Raw genomic sequence first — 23,426 nt, 5'->3', positions numbered from 1 at the left:
GCGTTTCGCCATCCGTGAAGGCGGTCGTACCGTCGGCGCCGGCGTCGTCGCCAAGATCCTGAAGTAAGCAATACCCGGATGGGTAGAGTGGGCTCTCAAACCCCTCTATCCATCTTTGCTGTAAAAGTAGTATGATGTATGGTTCCGCAAGCCGCTACACATGGTAGTGGCTTGGAAAATGAAGCGGAACGATGAAAGTGCAGTGCACGTGAGTGCGAATGTGAGTGTTTTAGGGGCATAGCTCAATTGGCAGAGCGTCGGTCTCCAAAACCGAAGGTTGTAGGTTCGATTCCTACTGCCCCTGCCACCGCCAGGATAAACCCGCGGGAGATCATCGCGAGTTACGCATTCACGGCGGCTCGCGTCGCAATATGTCTAATACCAGCGTAGAAACCGTAACCAGTACCGCCGACCGGGTCAAGCTCGGGCTGGCGGTTCTTGTCGTTATTGCTGGCATCGTCGGGTTTTCCGTGCTCAGCGCACAACCGATGCCTGCTCGTATCGGCGTCTTTGTCGGCGGCCTCGTGATCGCGGCCGTGATCGCCTGGTTCAGCGAACCGGGTCGTCGCACGTTGAGCTTTGCCAGCGAGTCCTACAACGAAGTCAAGCGTGTCTCGTGGCCCACCCGCAAGGAAACGACCCAGATGACGGGCATCGTTTTCGCGTTCGTGGCGGTCATGGGCATTTTCATGTGGGTGCTCGACAAGGGCATCGAATGGATTCTCTACGGCCTGCTGTTGGGCTGGAAATAAGGACGGCGAATGAGTAAGCGTTGGTATGTCGTCCATGTGTACTCCGGCATGGAAAAAAGCGTACACAAGGCCCTGAACGAGCGCATCGAGCGCGCGGGCCTGCAAACGTCTTTCGGCCGCATTCTTGTGCCCTCCGAGGAAGTCGTCGAGGTCAAGGGTGGCCAGAAGTCGATCACCGAGCGCCGCATTTTCCCCGGTTACGTCCTGGTCGAAATGGACCTGACCGACGAAACGTGGCACCTGGTCAAGAACACCAACCGCGTCACCGGCTTTTTGGGTGGCTCGGGCAATCGTCCGACCCCGATTTCCGAAAAGGAAGTCGAAAAGATCCTCTCCCAGATGGAAGAGGGCGTCGAGAAACCCCGCCCCAAGATCCTGTTCGAAGTGGGCGAGATGGTTCGGGTCAAGGAAGGTCCGTTTGCGGACTTCAACGGCAACGTCGAAGAAGTCAACTACGAAAAGAGCAAGGTTCGCGTGTCTGTCACGATCTTCGGTCGTGCCACCCCCGTCGAACTGGATTTCAGCCAGGTCGAAAAGACCTGATTTCAACCCCCGGGGAGCCCTGGCCGCGCGCTAGGGCGATATAACCCGCAAGGAGCAAAGCATGGCGAAGAAGATCGTCGGCTTTATCAAGCTGCAAGTGCCGGCTGGTAAGGCTAACCCCTCCCCCCCGATTGGCCCGGCCCTGGGTCAGCGTGGCCTGAACATCATGGAATTCTGCAAGGCGTTCAACGCCAAGACCCAAGGCATGGAGCCTGGTCTGCCGATTCCGGTGGTGATCACCGCTTTCGCCGACAAGAGCTTCACCTTCATCATGAAGACCCCGCCCGCGACGGTCCTCATCAAGAAGGCCGCCGGCGTGCAAAAGGGTTCGTCCAAGCCGCATACCGACAAGGTCGGCACGCTGACCCGCGCGCAAGCTGAAGAAATCGCCAAGGCCAAGGGCCCCGATCTGACCGCCGCTGATCTGGACGCCGCCGTCCGCACGATCGCTGGCAGCGCCCGCAGCATGGGCATCACGGTTGAGGGGATCTAATCATGGCAAAACTGAGCAAGCGCGCCGCCGCCATTGCGCAAAAGATCGACCGCACCAAGCTGTACCCGGTCGCCGAAGCCCTGACCCTGGTCAAGGAAACCGCTGTCGCCAAGTTCAACGAATCGATTGACGTGGCCGTGCAGCTGGGCATCGACCCGAAGAAGTCGGACCAACTGGTCCGCGGTTCGGTCGTGCTGCCCGCCGGTACCGGCAAGTCGGTCCGCGTCGCCGTGTTCGCCCAAGGCGACAAGGCCGAGGCCGCCAAGGCCGCTGGCGCCGACATCGTCGGCCTGGACGACCTGGCTGACCAGATCAAGGCCGGTCAAATGGACTTCGACGTGGTCATCGCCTCGCCCGACACGATGCGTGTCGTCGGCGCCCTGGGTCAGATCCTGGGCCCGCGTGGCCTGATGCCGAACCCGAAGGTCGGCACCGTGACCCCCGACGTCGCCACCGCCGTCAAGAACGCCAAGGCCGGTCAGGTTCAGTACCGCACCGACAAGGCCGGCATCATCCACGCAACGATCGGCCGCGCGTCGTTCGGCGTGGAACAGCTGCAAACCAACCTGGCCGCTCTGGTCGACGCCCTGCAAAAGGCTCGTCCCGCCGCTGCCAAGGGCATTTACCTGCGCAAGCTGGCCGTTTCGTCCACGATGGGCGGCGGTGCGCGCGTGGAAATTGCCTCGCTGTCGGCTTCCAACTAAGCCAACAGCTGTAAACGTACTTTGGGCCGCATCCGGATTCCTCCGGATGCTGCTGTCAAAGACCGCTGGAGCAGGTCGGCGCGAAGGTTCTCCTTCCGCTGGAAGCAGTACCCCCGCTGCCCCGCTTAATCCCGAAGCTCGCACAGTTCGGATCCAGCGTAGACGGCGTCCCCAGGAAGATTTCTTTATCTGAAGAACTCGACCAGGCGCCGCATTCGGTTGACGCGCAAGGCTTCGGCCCCAAGCGTCTTTTGATGGAGTGTTCAAACCGTGAGTCTCAATCGTCAAGAGAAAGCGGTGGTAATCGAGGAAGTCTCGGCCGAAGTGGCCAAGGCGCAATCGATTGTTATCGCCGAGTACCGTGGTCTGGACGTCGCCTCTGTCACCGTACTGCGCAAAACTGCGCGTGAATCGGGCGTGTATCTGCGTGTTCTGAAGAACTCGCTGGCCCGTCGTGCTGTTGCCGGCACGGCTTTCGAGCCGTTGGCTGAGCAACTGACCGGTCCGCTGATCTATGGCATCAGCACTGATCCGGTTTCGGCGGCCAAGGTCCTCGCAGGTTTCGCGAAAAGCAACGACAAGCTGGTCATCAAGGCGGGCGCTCTGCCCAACAGCCTGCTGAACCAAGACGGCGTGAAGGCTCTGGCCACCATGCCCTCGCGCGAAGAGTTGCTGTCGAAACTGCTGGGCACCATGCAAGCCCCCATCGCGCAATTCGTGCGTACGCTCAACGAAGTTCCGACCAAGTTCGCCCGTGGCCTCGCCGCCGTGCGCGACCAGAAGGCCGCGGCTTAATCCCCGCCCTTCACGGAATTCGCTGAACGACCGAGCGACACCCAAACCCTGGCATTACCAAAATTTTTGGAGTTCTGAAAAATGGCACTTAACAAAGCTGAAATCCTTGACGCCATCGCTGGCATGACCGTGCTCGAGCTGTCCGAGCTGATCAAGGAAATGGAAGAGAAGTTCGGCGTGTCGGCTGCTGCCGCCGCTGTCGCTGTCGCTGCTCCCGCCGCTGGTGGCGCTGCCGCCGCTGCTGAAGAGCAAACCGAGTTCACCGTGATCCTGGCTGAAGCCGGCGCCAACAAGGTGTCCGTCATCAAGGCCGTGCGCGAGCTGACCGGTCTGGGTCTGAAGGAAGCCAAGGACCTGGTCGACGGCGCTCCGAAGCCCGTCAAGGAAGCTGTGGCCAAGGCTGACGCCGAAGCCGCCAAGAAGAAGCTGGAAGAAGCTGGCGCCAAGGTCGAAGTCAAGTAAGACCTGCGTCAACTTGCCCGGGGACAGCGCAATTTGCCGTCCCCGGGCTTTTGCGTTTCCAGGAAACCCCTGCTGGGGTCATGCCCTTTCCAGAGGGGTTTCCTGGAGTCGTATCACCTGGGGCCGTGGTTGACGGCCCATGCAACCTCGAGTCGGAGTGCTCATGCCTTACTCGTACACCGAAAAAAAGCGCATCCGCAAAAGCTTCGCCAAGCGTGAAGACGTTCAAAACGTTCCCTTCCTTTTGGCGACTCAGCTTCAATCCTACCTAACTTTCCTGCAGGCGGATACCGCCCCGTCCGATCGCGTAGCCGACGGTTTGCAGGCGGCGTTTTCGTCGATTTTCCCGATCGTTAGTCACAACGGTATGGCGCGCTTGGAGTTCGTGAGCTATGTGCTCGGCGAACCGGTGTTCGATGTCAAGGAATGTCAGCAACGTGGCCTGACCTATGCCTCGCCCCTGCGAGCCAAGGTCCGCCTGGTGCTGCTTGACCGCGAAGTCAGCAAGCCCACCGTTAAGGAAGTGAAGGAACAGGAAGTCTACATGGGCGAAATTCCGCTCATGACCGGCACCGGTTCGTTCGTCATCAACGGCACCGAGCGTGTCATCGTCTCGCAGCTGCACCGCTCGCCTGGCGTGTTCTTCGAGCACGACCGCGGCAAGACGCACAGCTCCGGCAAGCTCCTGTTCTCGGCCCGCGTGATTCCCTACCGCGGTTCGTGGCTGGACTTCGAATTCGACCCCAAGGACGTCCTGTTCTTCCGCGTCGACCGTCGCCGCAAGATGCCCGTGACGATCCTGTGCAAGGCGATCGGCATGACGCCGGAATCGATCCTGGCCAACTTCTTCGACTTCGACAACTTCGAACTGAAGAGCGAAGGCGGCATGATGGAGTTCGTGCCCGAGCGTTGGAAGGGCGAAATGGCCCGTTTCGACATCGCGGACCGCTCCGGCAAGGTCATCGTCGAAAAAGACAAGCGTATCAACGCCAAGCATCTGCGCGACCTGGCTGCCGGCGGCATCCAGCGCATCTCCGTGCCGGAAGACTTCCTGTACGGCCGCGTGCTGGCCAAGAACATCGTTGACGCCGATACCGGCGAAGTCATCGCCAACGCCAACGACGAGATCACCGAAAGCGTGCTGGGCGCCCTGCGCGCCGCCAACGTGCACGACATCCAGACGCTCTACACGAACGACCTGGATCGCGGCCCGTACATCTCGCAGACGCTGCGCACCGATGAAACCGCCGACCAGATGGCCGCGCGCGTTGCCATCTACCGCATGATGCGTCCTGGCGAACCGCCTACCGAAGAAGCGGTGGAAGCGCTGTTCCAGCGTCTGTTCTACAGCGAAGAAACGTACGATCTGTCGCGCGTCGGCCGCATGAAGGTCAACAGCCGTCTGGGCCGTGGTGAAGACATCACCGGCCCGATGACGCTGACCAACGAAGACATCCTTGAAACCATCAAGGTGCTGGTCGAGCTGCGTAACGGCCGTGGCCAGATCGACGACATCGATCACCTGGGCAACCGCCGCGTGCGTTGCGTCGGCGAACTGGCCGAGAACCAGTTCCGCGCCGGCCTCGTGCGTGTCGAACGCGCCGTCAAGGAACGTCTGGGCCAGGCCGAGACCGAAAACCTGATGCCGCACGACCTGATCAACTCCAAGCCGATTTCGGCCGCCATCAAGGAGTTCTTCGGTTCGAGCCAGCTGTCGCAGTTCATGGACCAGACCAACCCGCTGTCGGAAATCACGCACAAGCGTCGTGTTTCCGCACTGGGCCCGGGCGGTCTGACCCGCGAGCGCGCCGGCTTCGAAGTCCGTGACGTGCACCCGACCCACTATGGCCGCGTCTGCCCGATCGAAACGCCGGAAGGCCCGAACATCGGTCTGATCAACTCCATGGCGCTGTACGCTCGCCTGAACGAGTACGGCTTCCTGGAAACGCCTTACCGCAAGATCATCGACGGCCGCGTCAGCGAGCAGATCGATTACCTGTCGGCCATCGAAGAAAGCCACTACGTCATCGCGCAGGCCAACGCCGCGCTGGACGAGCAGGGCGCCTTTGTCGACGACCTGGTCGCTTGCCGTGAAGCGGGCGAAACGATGTTGACCTCGCCGGCCAACGTGCACTACATGGACGTTGCCCCGTCGCAGATCGTGTCGGTCGCCGCCTCGCTGATTCCGTTCCTGGAGCACGACGACGCGAACCGCGCGCTGATGGGCGCCAACATGCAACGTCAGGCCGTGCCTTGCCTGCGTCCGGAAAAGCCGGTCGTGGGTACGGGTATCGAGCGCACCGTGGCCGTTGACTCGGGCACCACCGTGCAGGCGCTGCGTGGCGGCCTGGTCGACCACGTCGACGCCGAGCGCGTGGTGATCCGCGTGAACGACGAAGAAAACGTCGCCGGCGAAGTCGGCGTCGATATCTACAACCTGATCAAGTACACGCGTTCCAACCAGAACACGAACATCAACCAGCGTCCCATCGTCAAGCGTGGCGACAAGGTCGCCAAGGGTGACGTGCTGGCCGACGGCGCGTCGACGGACCTGGGCGAACTCGCCCTGGGCCAGAACATGCTGATCGCGTTCATGCCCTGGAACGGCTACAACTTCGAAGACTCGATCCTGATCTCCGAAAAGGTTGTTGCCGATGACCGCTACACCTCGGTGCACATCGAGGAACTGACGGTCGTTGCCCGCGACACCAAGCTCGGTCCGGAAGAAATCACGCGCGACATCAGCAACCTGGCTGAGACGCAACTGAACCGCCTGGACGATTCCGGCATCACCTACATCGGCGCCGAAGTCAGCGCCGACGACGTGCTGGTCGGCAAGGTCACGCCCAAGGGCGAGACCCAGCTGACGCCGGAAGAAAAGCTGCTGCGCGCCATCTTCGGTGAAAAGGCGTCCGACGTTAAGGACACCTCGCTGCGCGTGCCCTCGGGCATGACCGGCACCGTGATCGACGTGCAGGTGTTCACGCGTGAAGGCATCGTGCGCGACAAGCGCGCCCAGTCCATCATCGACGATGAACTGCGCCGCTATCGCCAGGACCTGAACGACCAGCTGCGCATCGTTGAAAACGACCAGTTCGACCGTATCGAGAAGATGCTGGTCAACAAGACCGTCAACGGCGGCCCGCGCAAGCTGGCCAAGGGCGCGACGATCACCAAGGCCTACCTGGCCGACGTGGATCGCTGGCAGTGGTTCGACATCCGCCTGGCCGACGAGCCCCACGCCGTGGTGCTGGAGCAGGCCAAGGAATCGCTCGAGCAGAAGCGTCACCAGTTCGACCTGGCCTTCGAAGAGAAGCGCAAGAAGCTGACGCAGGGCGACGAGCTGCCCCCGGGCGTGCTGAAGATGATCAAGGTCTACCTGGCCGTGAAGCGTCGTCTGCAGCCTGGCGACAAGATGGCAGGCCGTCACGGCAACAAGGGCGTGGTCTCGCGCATCACCCCGGTGGAAGACATGCCGCACATGGCTGACGGCACGCCGGCCGACATCGTTCTGAACCCGCTGGGCGTGCCCTCGCGGATGAACGTGGGTCAGGTGCTGGAAGTGCACTTGGGCTGGGCTGCCAAGGGCGTGGGTCACCGCATCGCCGACATGCTGCGCGACGAGCGCACCGCGCAGGTCAAGAACGTCCGTGCGTACCTGGACAAGGTCTACAACACGACCGGCACCGGCGCGCGCATCGACGAGCTGACCGACGAAGAAGTCATGGAAATGGCCCAGAACCTCAAGAACGGCGTGCCGTTCGCGACGCCCGTCTTCGACGGCGCGACCGAAGAGGAAATCACCAAGATGCTGGAGCTGGCCTATCCGGACGAAGTCGCCAAGCGCATGGCGCTGACGCCCTCGCGCACGCAGGCGTGGCTGTACGACGGCCGCACCGGCGAGAAGTTCGAGCGCCCGGTCACCGTCGGCTACATGCACTACCTGAAGCTGCACCACTTGGTCGACGACAAGATGCACGCCCGTTCGACCGGTCCGTACTCGCTCGTGACCCAGCAGCCGCTGGGCGGCAAGGCGCAGTTCGGTGGCCAGCGTTTCGGGGAAATGGAAGTGTGGGCGCTGGAAGCATACGGCGCCGCCTACACCCTGCAGGAAATGCTGACGGTGAAGTCCGACGACATCACCGGCCGCACCAAGGTATACGAAAACATCGTCAAGGGCGATCACGTCATCGATGCCGGCATGCCGGAATCGTTCAACGTGCTGGTCAAGGAAATCCGCTCGTTGGCCCTGGACATGGATTTGGAGCGTAACTAATGAAAGCGCTACTCGACCTCTTTAAGCAAGTCTCGCAAGACGAGCAATTCGATGCCATCAAGATCGGCATCGCCTCGCCCGAGAAGATCCGTTCGTGGTCCTACGGCGAAGTTCGCAAGCCCGAGACCATCAACTACCGCACGTTCAAGCCTGAACGCGACGGTCTGTTCTGCTCCAAGATCTTCGGCCCGATCAAGGACTACGAGTGCCTGTGCGGCAAGTACAAGCGCCTGAAGCACCGTGGCGTGATCTGCGAGAAGTGCGGCGTTGAAGTCACCGTTGCCAAGGTTCGCCGTGAACGCATGGGCCACATCGAGCTGGCCAGCCCCGTCGCGCACATCTGGTTCCTGAAGAGCCTGCCGTCGCGTCTGGGCATGGTGCTCGACATGACCCTGCGCGACATCGAACGCGTCCTGTACTTCGAAGCCTGGTGCGTGATCGAACCCGGCATGACGCCGCTCAAGCGCGGCCAGATCATGTCGGATGACGATTTCCTCGCCAAGACCGAAGAGTACGGCGACGACTTCCGTGCCCTGATGGGCGCCGAAGCCGTGCGCGAACTGCTGCGCACCATCGACATCGACCGCGAAGTGGAAACGCTGCGCGGCGAACTGAAGGCCACCAGCTCGGAAGCCAAGATCAAGAAGATCTCCAAGCGCCTGAAGGTGCTGGAAGGCTTCCAGAAGTCCGGCATCAAGGCCGAGTGGATGGTCATGGAAGTGCTGCCCGTGCTGCCGCCGGACCTGCGTCCGCTGGTGCCGCTGGACGGCGGCCGCTTCGCGACCTCCGACCTGAACGACCTGTACCGCCGCGTCATCAACCGCAACAACCGTCTGAAGCGCCTGCTGGAGCTGAAGGCCCCTGAAATCATCCTGCGCAACGAAAAGCGCATGCTGCAGGAAGCCGTCGACTCGCTGCTGGACAACGGTCGCCGCGGCAAGGCCATGACCGGCGCCAACAAGCGCCAGCTCAAGTCCCTGGCCGACATGATCAAGGGCAAGAGCGGTCGTTTCCGTCAGAACCTGCTGGGCAAGCGCGTCGACTACTCGGGCCGTTCGGTCATCGTGGTGGGTCCGCAGCTCAAGCTGCACCAGTGCGGCCTGCCCAAGCTGATGGCCCTGGAACTGTTCAAGCCGTTCATCTTCAATCGCCTGGAGATGATGGGCCTGGCCACGACCATCAAGGCCGCCAAGAAACTGGTGGAAAGCCAGGAACCGGTGGTCTGGGACATCCTGGAAGAAGTCATCCGCGAACACCCGGTCATGCTGAACCGTGCGCCCACGCTGCACCGTCTGGGCATCCAGGCGTTCGAGCCGGTGCTGATCGAAGGCAAGGCCATCCAGCTGCACCCGCTGGTCTGCGCGGCGTTCAACGCCGACTTCGACGGTGACCAGATGGCCGTCCACGTGCCGCTGTCGCTGGAAGCCCAGCTCGAAGCGCGCACGCTGATGCTGGCTTCGAACAACGTGCTGTTCCCGGCCAACGGCGAACCGTCGATCGTGCCGTCCCAGGATATCGTGCTGGGTCTGTACTACACGACGCGCGAGCGCATCAACGGCAAGGGCGAAGGCATCTTCTTCACCGACGTCGCCGAAGTGCAACGCGCCTACGACAACGGCGAAGTGGAACTGCAGACGCGCATCACCGTGCGCCTGAAGGAACACGAGCGCGACGAAGCGGGTGAATGGCAGCCGGTGATCCGCCGCCACGAAACCACCGTCGGCCGCGCGCTGCTGTCCGAGATCCTGCCCAAGGGCCTGCCCTTCACCGTCCTGAACAAGGCGCTGAAGAAGAAGGAAATCTCGCGCCTGATCAACCAGTCGTTCCGCCGTTGCGGCCTGCGCGACACGGTGATCTTCGCCGACAAGCTGATGCAGTCGGGCTTCCGCCTGGCCACCCGCGGCGGTATCTCGATCGCCATGGGCGACATGCTGATCCCGTCGGCCAAGGAAGGCATCCTGGCCGAAGCCAGCCGCGAAGTGAAGGAAATCGACAAGCAGTACTCGTCGGGTCTGGTCACGTCCCAGGAACGCTACAACAACGTGGTGGACATCTGGGGCAAGGCCGGCGACAAGGTCGGCAAGGCGATGATGGAACAGCTGGCAACCGAACCCGTGGTCAACCGCCACGGCGAGGAAGTGCGCCAGGAATCGTTCAACTCCATCTACATGATGGCTGACTCGGGCGCCCGCGGTTCGGCCGCCCAGATCCGCCAGCTGGCCGGCATGCGCGGCCTGATGGCCAAGCCGGACGGCTCGATCATCGAGACGCCCATTACCGCGAACTTCCGTGAAGGCCTGAACGTGCTTCAGTACTTCATCTCGACTCACGGCGCGCGTAAGGGTCTGGCCGACACGGCACTGAAGACGGCGAACTCGGGTTACCTGACCCGTCGTCTGGTCGACGTGACGCAAGACCTGGTGATCACCGAGGACGATTGCGGCACCTCGCAGGGCTACAACATGAAGGCCCTGGTGGAAGGCGGCGAAGTCATCGAGCCGCTGCGCGACCGCATCCTCGGCCGCGTGGCTGCCATCGACATCGTCAATCCGGACACGCAGGAAACGGCGATCACCGCCGGCACCCTGCTGGACGAAGACATGGTCGACATGATCGACCGCATCGGCGTGGACGAAGTCAAGGTCCGCACGCCGCTGACGTGCGAAACGCGCCATGGCCTGTGCGCACACTGCTACGGCCGTGACCTCGGCCGCGGCTCGCCGGTCAACCAGGGCGAAGCGGTTGGCGTCATCGCCGCCCAGTCCATCGGTGAACCGGGCACGCAGCTGACGATGCGTACGTTCCACATCGGTGGCGCGGCGTCGCGTTCGGCCCTGGCCAGCGCGGTGGAAACCAAGTCCAGCGGCGTGGTCGGCTTTGCCAGCACCATGCGCTACGTCACCAACGCCAAGGGCGAACGCGTCGCGATTTCGCGCTCGGGCGAACTGGCGATCTTCGACGACAACGGCCGCGAACGCGAACGCCACAAGATCCCGTACGGCGCGACCGTGCTGGTGGGCGATGGCGAGGCCGTGAAGGCCGGCGCGCGCCTGGCGACGTGGGATCCGCTGACCCGTCCGATCGTGTCGGAATACGGCGGCGCCGTCCGCTTCGAGAACATCGAAGAAGGCGTGACCGTGGCCAAGCAGGTGGACGAAGTCACCGGCCTGTCGACGCTCGTCGTCATCACGCCCAAGACCCGTGGCGGCAAGATCGTCATGCGTCCGCAGATCAAGCTGGCCAACGAGAACGGCGAAGACGTCAAGATCGCCGGCACCGATCACTCGGTGAACATCTCGTTCCCGGTCGGCGCGCTGATCACCGTGCGTGACGGCCAGCAGGTTGCCGTGGGTGAAGTGCTGGCGCGTATTCCGCAGGAATCGCAAAAGACCCGCGACATTACCGGCGGTCTGCCGCGCGTGGCCGAGCTGTTCGAAGCCCGTTCGCCCAAGGATGCCGGCATGCTCGCCGACGTCACCGGCACGGTCTCGTTCGGCAAGGACACCAAGGGCAAGCAGCGCCTGGTCATCACCGACCTGGAAGGCGTCAGCCACGAGTTCCTGATTCCGAAGGAAAAGCAGGTGCTGGTGCACGACGGCCAAGTGGTGAACAAGGGCGAAATGATCGTGGACGGCCCGGCCGATCCCCACGACATCCTGCGCCTGCAGGGCATCGAGAAGCTGGCGACCTACATCGTCGACGAAGTGCAGGACGTGTACCGTCTGCAGGGCGTGAAGATCAACGACAAGCACATCGAAGTGATTGTTCGTCAGATGCTGCGCCGTGTGAACATCGTCGATGCGGGCGATACCGAGTTCATCCCGGGCGAGCAGGTCGAGCGCTCCGAGCTGTTGAACGAGAACGACCGCGTCAACGCTGAAGACAAGCGTCCGGCTTCGTACGAAAACGTGCTGCTGGGTATCACCAAGGCCTCGCTGTCGACCGACTCGTTCATCTCGGCCGCCTCGTTCCAGGAAACCACGCGTGTCCTGACCGAAGCCGCCATCATGGGCAAGCGCGACGACCTGCGTGGCCTGAAGGAAAACGTCATCGTCGGCCGCCTGATCCCGGCCGGTACCGGCCTGGCGTACCACCATGCCCGCAAGGACAAGGAAGCCCTGGAGGCCGCGGAACGCGAAGCCGCCCGCCAGCTGGCCAACCCGTTCGAAGACTCGCCGGTCACGGTGGGCTCGGACGCCGATGCCCCGTCGTCCGACCTGGGCAGCGAGGACGCCGCCGAATAAGGGCGACGTCCGGTGCACCCCCCGCGCAGGACCGGCGGGGGAGGCCAGAAACAAAAAGGCCGCTGATGCGAATCAGCGGCCTTTTTTTGTCTGCGCGACGGGGGCGCTGGCGCCTACTTGGCCACCTGGCTCTTGGCGCGCTGGAACACCGGGCCCCAGACCGGGTGGCCGGCTTCGTTCGGCGCCAGTTCGAAGGCGGGGTCCAGCTGCAGGATGCGGCTGAAGCTGTCTTCGCAGAGTTGCGGGTACTTGCTGACGCAGTAGCTGAACGCCTGCAGCTTGTAGGCCTCGATGCGCACGGCCTTGCTGGAGCCGGCCAGCTCATCGGATCTGGCCACCCGGCGGATGACCTCGCCGTAGTGCCCGGCGCTATATTGGTCACGAACCTGCTGCAACTGCTCCAGCGCCTCGGGCGTGGGCGGATGGTCGGGCTGGGTGACCGGCAGGCCGGAGCAGCCGGCCAGGGCGAACGATAATCCGAGCAAACTGCCGAGCAGGCGAATTTTCATGGGTTTCATCTAGGTGGGGGGAATTTGGCGATACGCTATCGTGCCACAGCCTGATGCGCTCCGACATTTTCGGCAATGTCCTTGCGTAACGGATTGGATAATATCCGCCTATCCGCCCTTAACCCGTTTTCGCGCCCCTTGCGCAGTATGTTGAACATGTCCTCACCCGCCGGCCTGCACACGCCGCGCAGCCCTTTTTCAGGCGCCGCGCCGCTCGCGCTGCGTCCTTTGAGCGCCATCGCCGCCAGCGCGGCGGGCGGGGTGCCGGAAACCCGCATCAAACGGTTGTTGTCGGATCTGCTGCCTTCGCTGATGAGCCTGCATGCGCAAGGCGAAATATGCGGCGATATCTCGCTGGATACGGTGGGCATGGATGAAGGCGCGCGCGCGCACCTGTTGCCGGAGCTGGCGGTGCCCCGGTCGCGCCGTTCCGGCCTGACACCCTTGCCGGGGTTCGCCCCGTTCGAGCTCTACACGGATTCGGCCGAATGGCCGCGCGGCCCCTGGACCGACGTCTACGCGCTCTGTGCGGTGATGCACGCGCTGGTGATCGGGCTGCGTCCGCCGCCGGCGCCGGAGCGCCGCGCGACAGACAGTTACGAACCCCTGGCGTCGCTGGGCCTGACGAAATACAGCCCGGCGTTCCTGACCGCGATCGATCATGGCCTGGCCATGCTGCCGGCCGACCGGCCGCAGACCCTGGGCGAACTGGCCGCGCTGCTCGATATCGCGGTCTATGTGGATGAGTCGCCCGCCGCGCCGGAAGCGACCCCGGCCAAGGTGACGGCCGCGCCCGCCGCGCCGGCGGCAGAGGCCGCCAAGCCGCGCGGCGGCGGGGGTCGGCCGCTGCTGCTTCTGCTGTTGCTGGTGGCGCTGATCGGCGCCGGCGCCTACGCCTGGATCCGTTCGGGGCTCGGCACGGGCAACGCCCTGATCACCCGTTCCGAAGTGGTGCAGCCGAATCCGCCGGCCGCGCCCGTTGCGCCACCCGCCGCCAGTCCCGCGCCGCCCGCCACCGAACCGGCGCCACCGCTGTCGGCGGCGCCCGCGCCGCAGGCCGCCTTGCCCGAGACGCCCGCGCCGGACGCGGGCGGCACAGCGGCGATGCCGCCTGCCGTCGCGCCAGCCGGGCCTGGGGCCGCCGCGCCTTCCGCGCCGCCCGCCACGGCGGAGCCGGACGCCAATGCGGCGCCCGCGACGCCAGGCGCGCAGGAACCCGCCGCGCCGGCCCTGGCGCCGCAGGAAGAGGCGCCCAAACCCAAGCCCGTGCCGGTGCTGGTGCGCCTGGACATCCGGCCGTGGGGCGAGGTGTGGATCAACGGCGTGGCGCGCGGCATCAGTCCGCCGGTCAAGGAATTGCGGCTGATACCCGGCAAGTACCAGGTGTTGCTGCGCAACGCCGATCTGCCGCCCTATCGGGCGACGCTGGAAGTCAAGCCGGGCAAGCCGGCCGTGATCTCGCACGCCTTCCAGTGACGTGAGCGCGGCCAGGGTCTAGGCCTGGGCCGCGGCGTCCTCCGGCGCCATCGGCAGGCGCAGCGTGAACACCGAGCCGACGCCTGCTTCGCTGGTCACTTCGACCTCGCCGCCATGGCGTTGCGCCACGGTGCGCACGAAGGCCAATCCCAATCCCGCGCCGCCCACGTCCCCGCGGGTGGCGACCCCGACGCGCGCGAACGGTTCGAACAAGCGCGCCAGGTCCTGCGCCGCGATGCCTTGCCCCTGGTCGCGGACATGCACGCGCCAGTAGCCGGGCACCTGGTCGATGTCGCAGCTGATGCGGGTGTCGGCCGGGCTGTACTTGATGGCGTTGTCGATCAGGTTGCTCAAGGCCCGCATCAGCAGCGTCTGGTCGCCGCGCACGTAGGCCATCGGCAGCGAAGGCGCGACCGCCAGCGTGATGCCGCGCTTGTGCGCGGCCGCCCAGAATTCATCGACGCCATCCTGCAGCAGGCTGCCCAGGTCGAGGTCGACCGCGTTGATGGCCATCGATTCGGCGCGTGTCAGGTGCACGAAATCGTCGACCAGATGCAGCGTGCGGTTGGCCAGCGCGGCGATGCGCACGAGGGTGTCGTCGCGGCCATCCTGCGGCGCGCCATCCTGCTTCATCTCGACCAGCGCCAGGATCGAGCTTTGCGGCGCGCGCATGTCGTGCGAGATGAAGCGCAGCGTCTCTTCGCGCTGCCGTTCGGCCTGGCGGATGCCGGAGATGTCCGTCAGGGTGGCGACGGTGCCGGCGAAGTTGCCTTCGGCCGTATGGATCGGCACGCATTTCAGGATCAGGTCGCGGCCGGCGTGGTCGCGCACTTCCAGGTCGGCGCTCCAGGGCGACTGTTCGGTGGCCGGTCCCTGGCCGCTCAGCACCTGGGCCACGCGTTGCCGCGTGGCGTCGTCGCCGATGGTCTTTTCCAGCAGATGGATCGCGGGATGGCCGACCCGCGGCGGCCGCATGCCCAGCCGCTGGAAGTACATCACGGCGGCCTGGTTGCGAAATTGCATGCGGCCATCCTGGTCGAAGACCAGCGTCGCGTCTGGCATGCCATCCAGCCCGTCGGCCAGGAAACGCCGCAGGTTGCGCACCCGCGCCAGCGCGCGCCGCAATTCGCCGACGCGGCTTTCGAGCGAGGCGCTGGTGCCGCCCGATTGCGCCCGGGCTTCGTTCAGCACCGGCGGGTATTCGCGCTGCAGGCGGCGCAGCTCGTTGTCCATGTAGCGCAGCGCGGCCTCCTGGCTGCGCCAGCTCCACAGCGGGTAACACAGCGCCACGCCCACCAGCGCGGCGGTGGGCGCGAACCACTGGTAGCTGTGGCCCAGCAGCAGCAGGCTGGCCAGCAGCACCAGCGCCAGCAGCCCGATGTTGACGAGCAGCGCCAGGTTGGGCGACAGGCGCCACAGCGCCAGGCAGGCCAGCAGCACCGGCAGGGCCGAGAACAGGGCATTGAGCCAGGGAGCGGGCGGCCGGAAGGCGATGTCGTCGTTGGCTGCCTGCAGCAGGTTGGCGATGATCTCCACGCCCGGCATGCCGCTGACCTCGTGCGAGACCGGCGTGGTGTAGGCGTCGCCCAGGCCGGTGGCCCAGGCGCCCACCAGCACATACTTGCCGCGCAGCTGCTCGGGCGGCACGTCGCCGCGCAGCACCGACAGGTAGGACACCGCGCGCGTATGCGCCGCGGGGCCGGCGTAGGGAATCAGGATGCCGCCATCCTTGCCCGCGCGGCGCAGCAGCCGCTCGGCCATCGCCGTCTGGCCGCCCACGTCCAGCATGCTCAACGCGAAATGCTGCCAGCGCTCGCCGGCGAAACGCGTCGTCAGCATCGCCGACCGCAGCACGCCATCGGCATCCAGGTTGGCGTTGATGAAACCGCTGCCCGCCGCGGCCTGCGCCAGGATCGGGATCGGGGTGCTGATGGAGGAGGGGTAGGCCAGGCGGTCCAGCACCACCGGCAGCACGGTGTGGCCATTGCGCCGCAGGCTGTCGGCGAGGATGGCGTCGTCGCCGGGATGGGTGGTGTCGGGTTCGGCGAAGATCAAATCCAGGCCGACCGCGCGCGCGCCCTGCAGGCGGTCCAGCAATGCCGCGTGCACCGCGCGGCGCCAGGGCCAGCGGCCGAGCGCGTCGATGCTGGTGTCGTCGATCGCCACGATCACGATGTCGGGCGACATGTCGCGGCCCGTCAGCGCGACGGCGCGGTCATACAGGATCTGGTCGACGCGTCCCAGGCCGTTGAAGGAACCGAGCAGCGCGGCCAGCAGCGCCAACGCCACCGTCAACCACAGGCCTGATCGCGAGGCCCGGTCGTTGGAGTCGGCGGCATCGGCCATGGGCGCGGATCTAGTACTCGTTCAGCGTGACCAGTCCGCCGAAGCCGGTGGCGACGCCCAGGCCGCTGCTGGTCATCAGCTGGTTCACGCCGGTGAAGGTGGCCGTGGCGTCCTGGCCGCCCAGGCCCAGTTCGTCGACGGCGCGCACCGAGACGTAGAAGGTGCCGGGGCCGGGGGCGCTGAAGCGGATGTCCGGGCTGGGAAAGCGGGTCGACGACACCGGCTGCGTGCCGTCGGCATCGCGCGCCACGCGCACGACGTAGGCCTGTGCGCCAGGCACGGGCGGGAACGCGCTGGTCCAGCCGCCGCCGCCGGCGCGCACCGGCGCGCCGAGCTGCGGCGCGGCCAGCAGTGGCCGCACGCCCGCGACGCTGCCATCGGCGCCGATGGCGGCGCCGTAGCCCTTGGCCACCGCCACCGGTTGCGCCGGCGCGGCGCCGGGGGCGTGCGGCTGCAGCCGCACACTGCCTTCCAGCACTTCGCTGTGCACGCCCAGGTTGCCGCTCTGCACGCGGAAACGCGTGCCGCGCACGCCCGTCACGGCCACCGGCGTGCGGACCTCGAAACGGCCCACGCCCTGGCCGCCCGGGGCGACGCTGGATTCGACGCTGCCGCGTTCGACGTGGATGACCGAGTCGGTCAGGTCGGTGCCTTCGAATTGCCGCAGGCGGGTCAGTTCGACGGCGCCATCGGCCGGCAGCGTGAGCTTGGAGCCGTCGGCCAGCTCGAGCGTCACGAAGCCGTTGGGGGCGGTCACGACCTTGCTGCCTTCGGCCACGTTGGCGCCTGGCTTGAGGGCCTGGCCGTCCAGGTTCGCCTGGCCGCTGACGTGGACCACGCGCGCATCGGCGGCGCGCTCCGGAATCATTGACAGGGGGATGCGCAGTTCCAGCCCGATGGGCAGGCGCTCGGGCGTGGCGACCTGGTTGAGCGACTGCAGCGGGCTCCAGTTGGCCTGGTTGCGCGTGTAGGTCGCGGCGATGTTGATCAGCGTGTCGCCTTGGCGCACGCGGTAGATGAAGTTCTCTCCCAGCGCGCCCGCGGGTTGGCTGTGGGAGGGGATTGCGAGCAGCAGGCCGGAAAGCAGGGCAAGCAAAGAAAGCGCGCGGCAGCGGCTCATGTCGTTCAAATCTCCAGGTAATGCCGCCAGGCGCTAAGGCGCGGAGGGCGGGCTATCTTCGGACGCGGATATCAATTCCAGCCGGTAGCCGAGCGCATAGGACGAGCTCAGGCGCACGCCGTGTTCCGGTCGCAGTTGCAGCTTCTGCCGGATGTTCGACAGGTGCGTGTCGAGCGTGCGCGAGGTCGCTGGGATTTCGCGGTTCCAGACGCATTCGGCCAGCACGTCGCGCGACATGAGGCGGCCGAGGTTGCGGAAAAAGAGCAGGGCAAGCTCGAATTCCTTGGGCGCCAGCGTGACCGCCGCGCCGTCGAGCAGGATGGCGCGCGCCGCGGGCTCGATGCGGTAGGCGGCCACGTCGAACGATTCGTCGGCGGGCTCGGCGATCTGGCTGCGGCGCAGCAATGCCGCGACGCGCGCGAGCAGTTCCAGCGGCCGCAGCGGCTTGACGATGTAGTCGTCGGCGCCGGCGCGCAGGCCCTCGACCAGGTCGTCCTCGCTGGAACGGTTGGTCAGGAAAATGACGGGAATGCGCGGGCCGATGTTGGCGCGCAGCCAGCGCACCACATCATCGCCATCGATATCGGGCAGGTGCCAGTCCAGCAGCACCAGGTCGAACGTTTCAGTGCGCAAAGCGGCAAGCAGGTCGCGGCTTTGCTGATAGCTGGTGCAGGTATATCCGGCGGCAGTCAGGACTTGCTGGATACGTTTCGCCTGGTCCAGGTCGTCTTCCAGCGACGCGATTTTCATCAGACGTGGTCTCGCGAAGGTTGGCTGCGCAAGCGCGCCCTGTGGCGCCCTACTGCAAGAAGAAGAAAGGATTGTGTAATGGAATGATAACTCGCGTCGCGTCACTGTTGGCTACGTTGTGCCAAGAACTGTCAAACATTGCAAACTTAACGAATCTTGACTGGAGTTGTTGCACAACAACGGGCCACACTGTCCCGACCCCTCCCGTCAACCGGCGCAGTCTGCCGGGCGCGGTCGGGGCAGATGGGATGGAAAGAACCTATGAATCAATTGCGCGTACTGATGATGTCGCCGGACGAGGCTGCACGTAACACCGCTGTGTCCGCACTGCTTCAAGCTGGAATTTCGGCCCGCGGCTGCTCGACTTCCCTGGAATTGTTTGGCCTGCTCAGCAACAGCCCCTACGACGCCGTGGTGCTGAACGTGGGCACCCTCGGTGAAATCGGCTATGCCCTGGTGGCCCGCCTGCACGGCTCCTCGCCGCTGGGTATCGTGGTGATGGGCAACAACCTGTCCCTGGATACCCGCCTGCGTTGCCTGCAGAGCGGCGCGGACGCCTGCCTGCCGCCGCCGCACGACCCTCGCGAACTGGCCTGCATCCTGCTGGCGTTGGCGCGGCGCCTGCCGGCCGGGCAGGACAACCTGACGACCGAGGAGCCGACCCTCGGCCAGTGGGAACTGCGCGACCAGGGCTGGACCCTGGCGGCGCCGTCCGGCACCACGATTTCCCTGTCGGCCAATGAACGCCTGATCGTGCGTTCGCTGCTCGAGGTGGCGGGCAGGGCGGTCGGCCGCAACGAACTGGGCGACGAACTGCGCCAGGAAGGCGGCGGCGCCCGCTCCAGCGGCACGCGCAGCATCGACGTGATCGTCAGCCGCCTGCGCCGCAAGGCGGAGATGGCGGGGCTGATGCTGCCGATCCGCACCGTCTACGGCAGCGGCTACCTGTTCGCCGACCAGTAACCGCACGCCGCCGGACGTTTCCGCAAAGTCGCGGGGGCCGGCTACACTGCCAGCAGTCCGACGCCGCCGCTGCGTGGCATTCCCGGCCCGGCCCCGGGGCCGATATCCGGCCAGGCGCTCCCTGTGCCCAAGACCGCATCCGCGTGTCGTCAATTTGGCCCCAATTTTGCCGACCTGGGCCGGACCTGCGCCTAACAGGCCGTCTTTTGCCGCCAACGTGCCCCCACGCAACGCTTACAAAAGATTTTGACAGTGCGCCGGAATCTAAGCTATGCTAAAGGGCTTACTGCTTTAATCGCGCGCAAAGTCGATGCCAGGACTGGCATTTGAGGCGCCAGGAAGACAGGTCCGGCCAATCATCCAAGCGAAGGCTTCGCGCCCAGCTTGGCGGCCCAAGACCAAAGGGGTGCGTCACGAGCCCCCGTCAACCAACGCCGCCATCTCCGAAGCATCCGGTTTGTGCGTTTGTCATGGTTTGTTGGCAAGCCCGCTCTTTTACGTATTTGAACGTTTGAGGCGGTTTTGCGCGAGCCGCCTTCTCCGAGAGTCATTACTCGAAGAGACGAGTACGTAAGTACTTACCAGTGGTACGTAAAAGGGATTTCAAAGGTCATGCCTACCATTAGCCAACTCGTGCGCAAGCCGCGCGAAGTCAGCATCATCAAAAGCAAGAGCCCCGCGCTCGAAAACTGCCCGCAACGCCGCGGCGTGTGCACTCGCGTGTACACCACCACCCCCAAGAAGCCGAACTCCGCTCTGCGTAAGGTTGCCAAAGTGCGTCTGACCAACGGTTACGAAGTCATTTCGTACATCGGCGGTGAAGGCCACAACCTGCAAGAGCACTCGGTGGTTCTGGTGCGTGGCGGTCGTGTGAAGGACTTGCCCGGTGTGCGTTATCACATCGTGCGCGGTTCCCTCGACCTGCAAGGCGTCAAGGATCGCAAGCAAGCCCGCTCGAAGTACGGCGCCAAGCGCCCGAAGAAGGCCTAAGGGCTCGCAACGCGAGTTAGCAGTACCCCCGCGTGGCGGCCATCCGTCATTAGGGAAGTGCAACCGCGCCATCCGGAATACAGGAAGGTGCGCGGCACGTAAGGGGTCGTCCCAGTGGACGGCCATGGCCGTGTAATGAAACACGGTTCAACTGAACAGACACAAGGAAGCAACAATGCCCCGTCGTCGCGAAGTACCCAAGCGCGAGATCCTGCCCGATCCCAAGTTCGGCAGCGTCGAGCTCGCCAAGTTCATGAACGTCGTCATGCTGGACGGCAAGAAGGCCGTCGCCGAGCGCATCGTTTACGGTGCCCTCGAGCAAGTGCAAACCAAGACCGGCAAGGAGCCGATCGAAGTTTTCAGCCTGGCGATCAACAACATCAAGCCGATCGTCGAAGTGAAGAGCCGCCGCGTTGGCGGTGCCAACTACCAAGTGCCGGTTGAAGTGCGCCCCGTGCGCCGCCTGGCCCTGGCTATGCGTTGGCTCCGTGAAGCCGCCAAGAAGCGTGGCGAGAAGTCGATGGATCTGCGTCTTGCTGGCGAACTGATCGACGCCTCCGAAGGTCGTGGCGCCGCGATGAAGAAGCGCGAAGACACGCACAAGATGGCCGAGGCCAACAAGGCCTTCAGCCATTTCCGCTGGTAATTTAAGGACTAACCCACCATGGCCCGCAAAACCCCGATCGAGCGCTATCGCAACATTGGCATCTCTGCGCACATCGATGCAGGGAAAACCACCACGACCGAACGTATCCTGTTCTACACCGGCGTCAATCACAAGATTGGCGAAGTGCATGATGGCGCCGCCACCATGGACTGGATGGAACAAGAGCAAGAGCGTGGCATCACCATTACGTCGGCTGCTACGACGGCGTTTTGGCGTGGCATGGCCGGCAACTACCCCGAGCACCGCATCAACATCATCGACACCCCGGGGCACGTGGACTTCACCATCGAGGTGGAACGTTCCATGCGCGTCCTGGACGGTGCCTGCATGGTCTACTGCGCGGTGGGTGGTGTTCAGCCCCAGTCCGAAACCGTGTGGCGTCAAGCCAACAAGTACGGCGTGCCGCGTCTGGCGTTCGTCAACAAGATGGACCGTACCGGCGCGAACTTCTTCAAGGTCTATGACCAGCTGAAGACGCGTCTGCGCGCGAACCCCGTGCCCATCGTGATCCCCATCGGCGCCGAAGACACGTTCCAAGGCGTGGTCGACCTGGTCAAGATGAAGGCGATCATCTGGGACGAAGCCAGCCAAGGCACCAAGTTCGACTACAAGGACATTCCGGCCGAGCTGGAAGGCACTGCCAACGAATGGCGCGAAAAGCTGGTTGAAGCCGCCGCCGAATCGTCGGAAGAGCTGATGAACAAGTACCTGGAAACGGGTTCCTTGGACGAAGCCGAAATCAACCTGGCCATCCGTCAACGCACCATCGCTGGCGAAATCCAGCCGATGCTGTGCGGTACCGCCTTCAAGAACAAGGGCGTGCAGCGCATGCTGGACGCGGTCATCGACTACCTGCCTTCGCCCGTGGACATTCCCCCGGTCGACGGTCAGGACGACGACGGCAATGCCGTGCAGCGCAATGCCGATGACGGCGAGAAGTTCTCGGCGCTGGCGTTCAAGCTGATGAGCGATCCGTTCGTGGGTCAGCTGACCTTCGTGCGCGTCTACTCGGGCGTCCTGAAGTCGGGCGATACGGTCTACAACCCCATCAAGGGCAAGAAGGAACGTATCGGCCGCATCCTGCAGATGCACGCGAACAACCGCGAGGAAATCAAGGAAGTTCTGGCTGGCGACATCGCCGCCGTCGTGGGCCTGAAGGACGTGACGACCGGCGAAACGCTGTGCGACATCGACTCCCACATCCTGCTGGAACGCATGGTGTTCCCGGAGCCCGTGATCTCGCAGGCCGTCGAACCCAAGTCGAAGGCTGACCAGGAAAAGATGGGTCTGGCGCTGTCGCGTCTGGCTCAGGAAGATCCGTCGTTCCGCGTGCGCAGCGACGAAGAATCCGGCCAAACCATCATTTCCGGCATGGGCGAGCTGCACCTGGAAATTCTGGTCGACCGCATGAAGCGCGAATTCGGCGTGGAAGCGAACGTCGGCAAGCCCCAGGTGGCCTACCGCGAAACGATCCGCAAGACCTGCGAAGAAGTCGAAGGCAAGTTCGTCAAGCAGTCGGGCGGTCGCGGCCAGTACGGTCACGTGGTCCTGAAGGTCGAACCGCTCCAACCGGGCGGCGGCTACGAGTTCGTCGACGCCATCAAGGGCGGTGTGGTTCCTCGCGAATACATCCCCGCAGTGGACAAGGGCATCCAGGAAACGCTGCCTGCCGGCATCCTGGCCGGTTACCCGGTCGTGGACGTCAAGGTCACGCTGTTCTTCGGTTCGTACCACGATGTGGACTCGAACGAAAACGCGTTCAAGATGGCCGGCTCGATGGCGTTCAAGGAAGGCATGCGCAAGGCGAGCCCCGTGCTGCTGGAACCGATGATGGCCGTTGAAGTCGAAACGCCTGAAGACTACGCTGGTACCGTGATGGGCGATCTGTCCTCGCGTCGCGGCATGGTTCAGGGCATGGACGACATGGTCGGCGGTGGCAAGACCATCAAGGCCGAAGTTCCGCTGGCCGAGATGTTCGGTTACGCCACGAACCTGCGTTCGCTGACGCAAGGCCGTGCCACGTACACGATGGAATTCAAGCATTACTCCGAGGCCCCCAAGAACGTCGCTGACGAAGTCATCGCCGCTCGGGCCAAGTAAATAACCCTTTGCCGGGTCCGCCCCATCCGGGCGGTCCCGGCAGAAATTAAAGTTTCCTTGAAAGTCAAAGGATAGAGATCATGGCAAAAGGTAAGTTCGAACGCACCAAGCCGCACGTGAACGTCGGCACGATCGGTCACGTTGACCACGGCAAGACCACCCTGACGGCGGCGATCACGACCGTTCTGTCGAGCAAGTTCGGCGGCGAAGCCAAGGGCTACGACCAGATCGACGCG

General features: G+C 64.3%; 18 protein-coding genes, 1 tRNA gene and 1 pseudogene. 16 read left to right on the top strand and 4 right to left on the bottom strand.

The genetic code is table 11. The features are described 5' to 3' along the window. The 10 genes and pseudogenes from AOZ53_RS34000 to rpoC all read left to right on the top strand — a co-directional run. Positions 1–67, top strand: a pseudogene (locus AOZ53_RS34000) (elongation factor Tu); the annotation flags it as partial. 164 nt (positions 68–231) lie between these two features. Next, positions 232–307, top strand: a tRNA-Trp gene (locus AOZ53_RS31565). 64 nt (positions 308–371) lie between these two features. Then, positions 372–752 (top strand): preprotein translocase subunit SecE, encoded by a 381-nt coding sequence (gene secE, locus AOZ53_RS31560; protein ID WP_006389585.1) that lies wholly within the window; start codon positions 372–374, stop codon positions 750–752. Positions 753–761: 9 nt separating this feature from the next. Next, complete coding sequence (nusG, locus tag AOZ53_RS31555) at positions 762–1,295, top strand: transcription termination/antitermination protein NusG (RefSeq protein ID WP_006389586.1); 534 nt, start codon at positions 762–764, stop codon at positions 1,293–1,295. A 61-nt stretch (positions 1,296–1,356) separates the two neighbouring features. Beyond that, positions 1,357–1,788: a 50S ribosomal protein L11 gene (rplK, locus tag AOZ53_RS31550; protein WP_006389587.1), complete on the top strand. Its 432-nt coding sequence runs from the start codon at positions 1,357–1,359 to the stop codon at positions 1,786–1,788. Between the two features lie 2 nt (positions 1,789–1,790). Beyond that, positions 1,791–2,492 carry a 50S ribosomal protein L1 gene (rplA, locus tag AOZ53_RS31545; RefSeq protein ID WP_006392088.1) on the top strand — a complete coding sequence of 234 codons (702 nt, stop codon included), beginning with the start codon at positions 1,791–1,793 and terminating at the stop codon, positions 2,490–2,492. 270 nt (positions 2,493–2,762) lie between these two features. Continuing rightward, positions 2,763–3,287 (top strand): 50S ribosomal protein L10, encoded by a 525-nt coding sequence (gene rplJ / locus AOZ53_RS31540; RefSeq protein WP_006392087.1) that lies wholly within the window; start codon positions 2,763–2,765, stop codon positions 3,285–3,287. Between the two features lie 81 nt (positions 3,288–3,368). Then, positions 3,369–3,749 carry a 50S ribosomal protein L7/L12 gene (gene rplL, locus AOZ53_RS31535; protein WP_035359782.1) on the top strand — a complete coding sequence of 127 codons (381 nt, stop codon included), beginning with the start codon at positions 3,369–3,371 and terminating at the stop codon, positions 3,747–3,749. A gap of 163 nt (positions 3,750–3,912) precedes the next feature. Then, positions 3,913–8,025, top strand: coding sequence for a DNA-directed RNA polymerase subunit beta (gene rpoB / locus AOZ53_RS31530; protein WP_054435548.1), 4,113 nt, complete (start codon positions 3,913–3,915; stop codon positions 8,023–8,025). Next, positions 8,025–12,269, top strand: coding sequence for a DNA-directed RNA polymerase subunit beta' (gene rpoC, locus AOZ53_RS31525; RefSeq protein WP_006392084.1), 4,245 nt, complete (start codon positions 8,025–8,027; stop codon positions 12,267–12,269). Before rpoB ends, rpoC begins: the two co-directional genes overlap by 1 nt. A gap of 113 nt (positions 12,270–12,382) precedes the next feature. On the opposite strand, the gene AOZ53_RS31520 is transcribed toward rpoC, so the two are convergent. Continuing rightward, positions 12,383–12,778: a TssQ family T6SS-associated lipoprotein gene (locus tag AOZ53_RS31520; protein ID WP_054435550.1), complete on the bottom strand. Its 396-nt coding sequence runs from the start codon at positions 12,776–12,778 to the stop codon at positions 12,383–12,385. Positions 12,779–12,934: 156 nt separating this feature from the next. On the opposite strand from AOZ53_RS31520, the gene AOZ53_RS31515 reads away from it, so the two are divergent. Continuing rightward, positions 12,935–14,254 (top strand): serine/threonine-protein kinase, encoded by a 1,320-nt coding sequence (locus AOZ53_RS31515; protein WP_054490865.1) that lies wholly within the window; start codon positions 12,935–12,937, stop codon positions 14,252–14,254. Between the two features lie 18 nt (positions 14,255–14,272). Here AOZ53_RS31515 and AOZ53_RS31510 read toward each other — a convergent pair whose 3' ends face one another. The 3 genes from AOZ53_RS31510 to AOZ53_RS31500 are packed head-to-tail and all read right to left on the bottom strand — an operon-like array spanning position 14,273 to position 18,470. Next, the gene (locus AOZ53_RS31510) at positions 14,273–16,600 is read right to left on the bottom strand and encodes a CHASE2 domain-containing protein (RefSeq protein WP_054435552.1); all 2,328 of its coding nucleotides are present in this window, start codon (positions 16,598–16,600) and stop codon (positions 14,273–14,275) included. 10 nt (positions 16,601–16,610) lie between these two features. Beyond that, positions 16,611–17,720 carry a FecR family protein gene (locus AOZ53_RS31505; RefSeq protein ID WP_054490862.1) on the bottom strand — a complete coding sequence of 370 codons (1,110 nt, stop codon included), beginning with the start codon at positions 17,718–17,720 and terminating at the stop codon, positions 16,611–16,613. Positions 17,721–17,753: 33 nt separating this feature from the next. Continuing rightward, positions 17,754–18,470 carry a response regulator transcription factor gene (locus AOZ53_RS31500; RefSeq protein WP_054435555.1) on the bottom strand — a complete coding sequence of 239 codons (717 nt, stop codon included), beginning with the start codon at positions 18,468–18,470 and terminating at the stop codon, positions 17,754–17,756. 261 nt (positions 18,471–18,731) lie between these two features. Here AOZ53_RS31500 and AOZ53_RS31495 point away from each other — a divergent pair, with 261 nt between their 5' ends. The 5 genes from AOZ53_RS31495 to AOZ53_RS31475 all read left to right on the top strand — a co-directional run. Continuing rightward, positions 18,732–19,433, top strand: coding sequence for a response regulator transcription factor (locus AOZ53_RS31495; protein ID WP_054435557.1), 702 nt, complete (start codon positions 18,732–18,734; stop codon positions 19,431–19,433). Positions 19,434–20,045: 612 nt separating this feature from the next. Further along, on the top strand, positions 20,046–20,423 hold the full coding sequence (gene rpsL, locus AOZ53_RS31490) for a 30S ribosomal protein S12 (protein WP_005017264.1): 378 nt from the start codon (positions 20,046–20,048) through the stop codon (positions 20,421–20,423). Between the two features lie 175 nt (positions 20,424–20,598). Further along, a complete protein-coding gene (gene rpsG / locus AOZ53_RS31485; protein WP_006216561.1) occupies positions 20,599–21,069 on the top strand; it encodes a 30S ribosomal protein S7 in 471 nt (156 codons plus the stop codon). Between the two features lie 18 nt (positions 21,070–21,087). Further along, positions 21,088–23,190 (top strand): elongation factor G, encoded by a 2,103-nt coding sequence (gene fusA, locus AOZ53_RS31480; protein WP_006392077.1) that lies wholly within the window; start codon positions 21,088–21,090, stop codon positions 23,188–23,190. A gap of 80 nt (positions 23,191–23,270) precedes the next feature. After that, positions 23,271–23,426, top strand: a 156-nt coding sequence (locus AOZ53_RS31475) for a GTP-binding protein (protein ID WP_231690717.1), incomplete at its 3' end; no start/stop codon positions are given.

The organism is Achromobacter sp. 2789STDY5608621, from assembly GCF_001299375.1.
In the GTDB taxonomy this organism is placed as follows: Bacteria; Pseudomonadota; Gammaproteobacteria; order Burkholderiales; family Burkholderiaceae_B; genus Achromobacter; species Achromobacter insuavis.
This window is presented reverse-complemented; position numbering and strand designations above follow the sequence as displayed.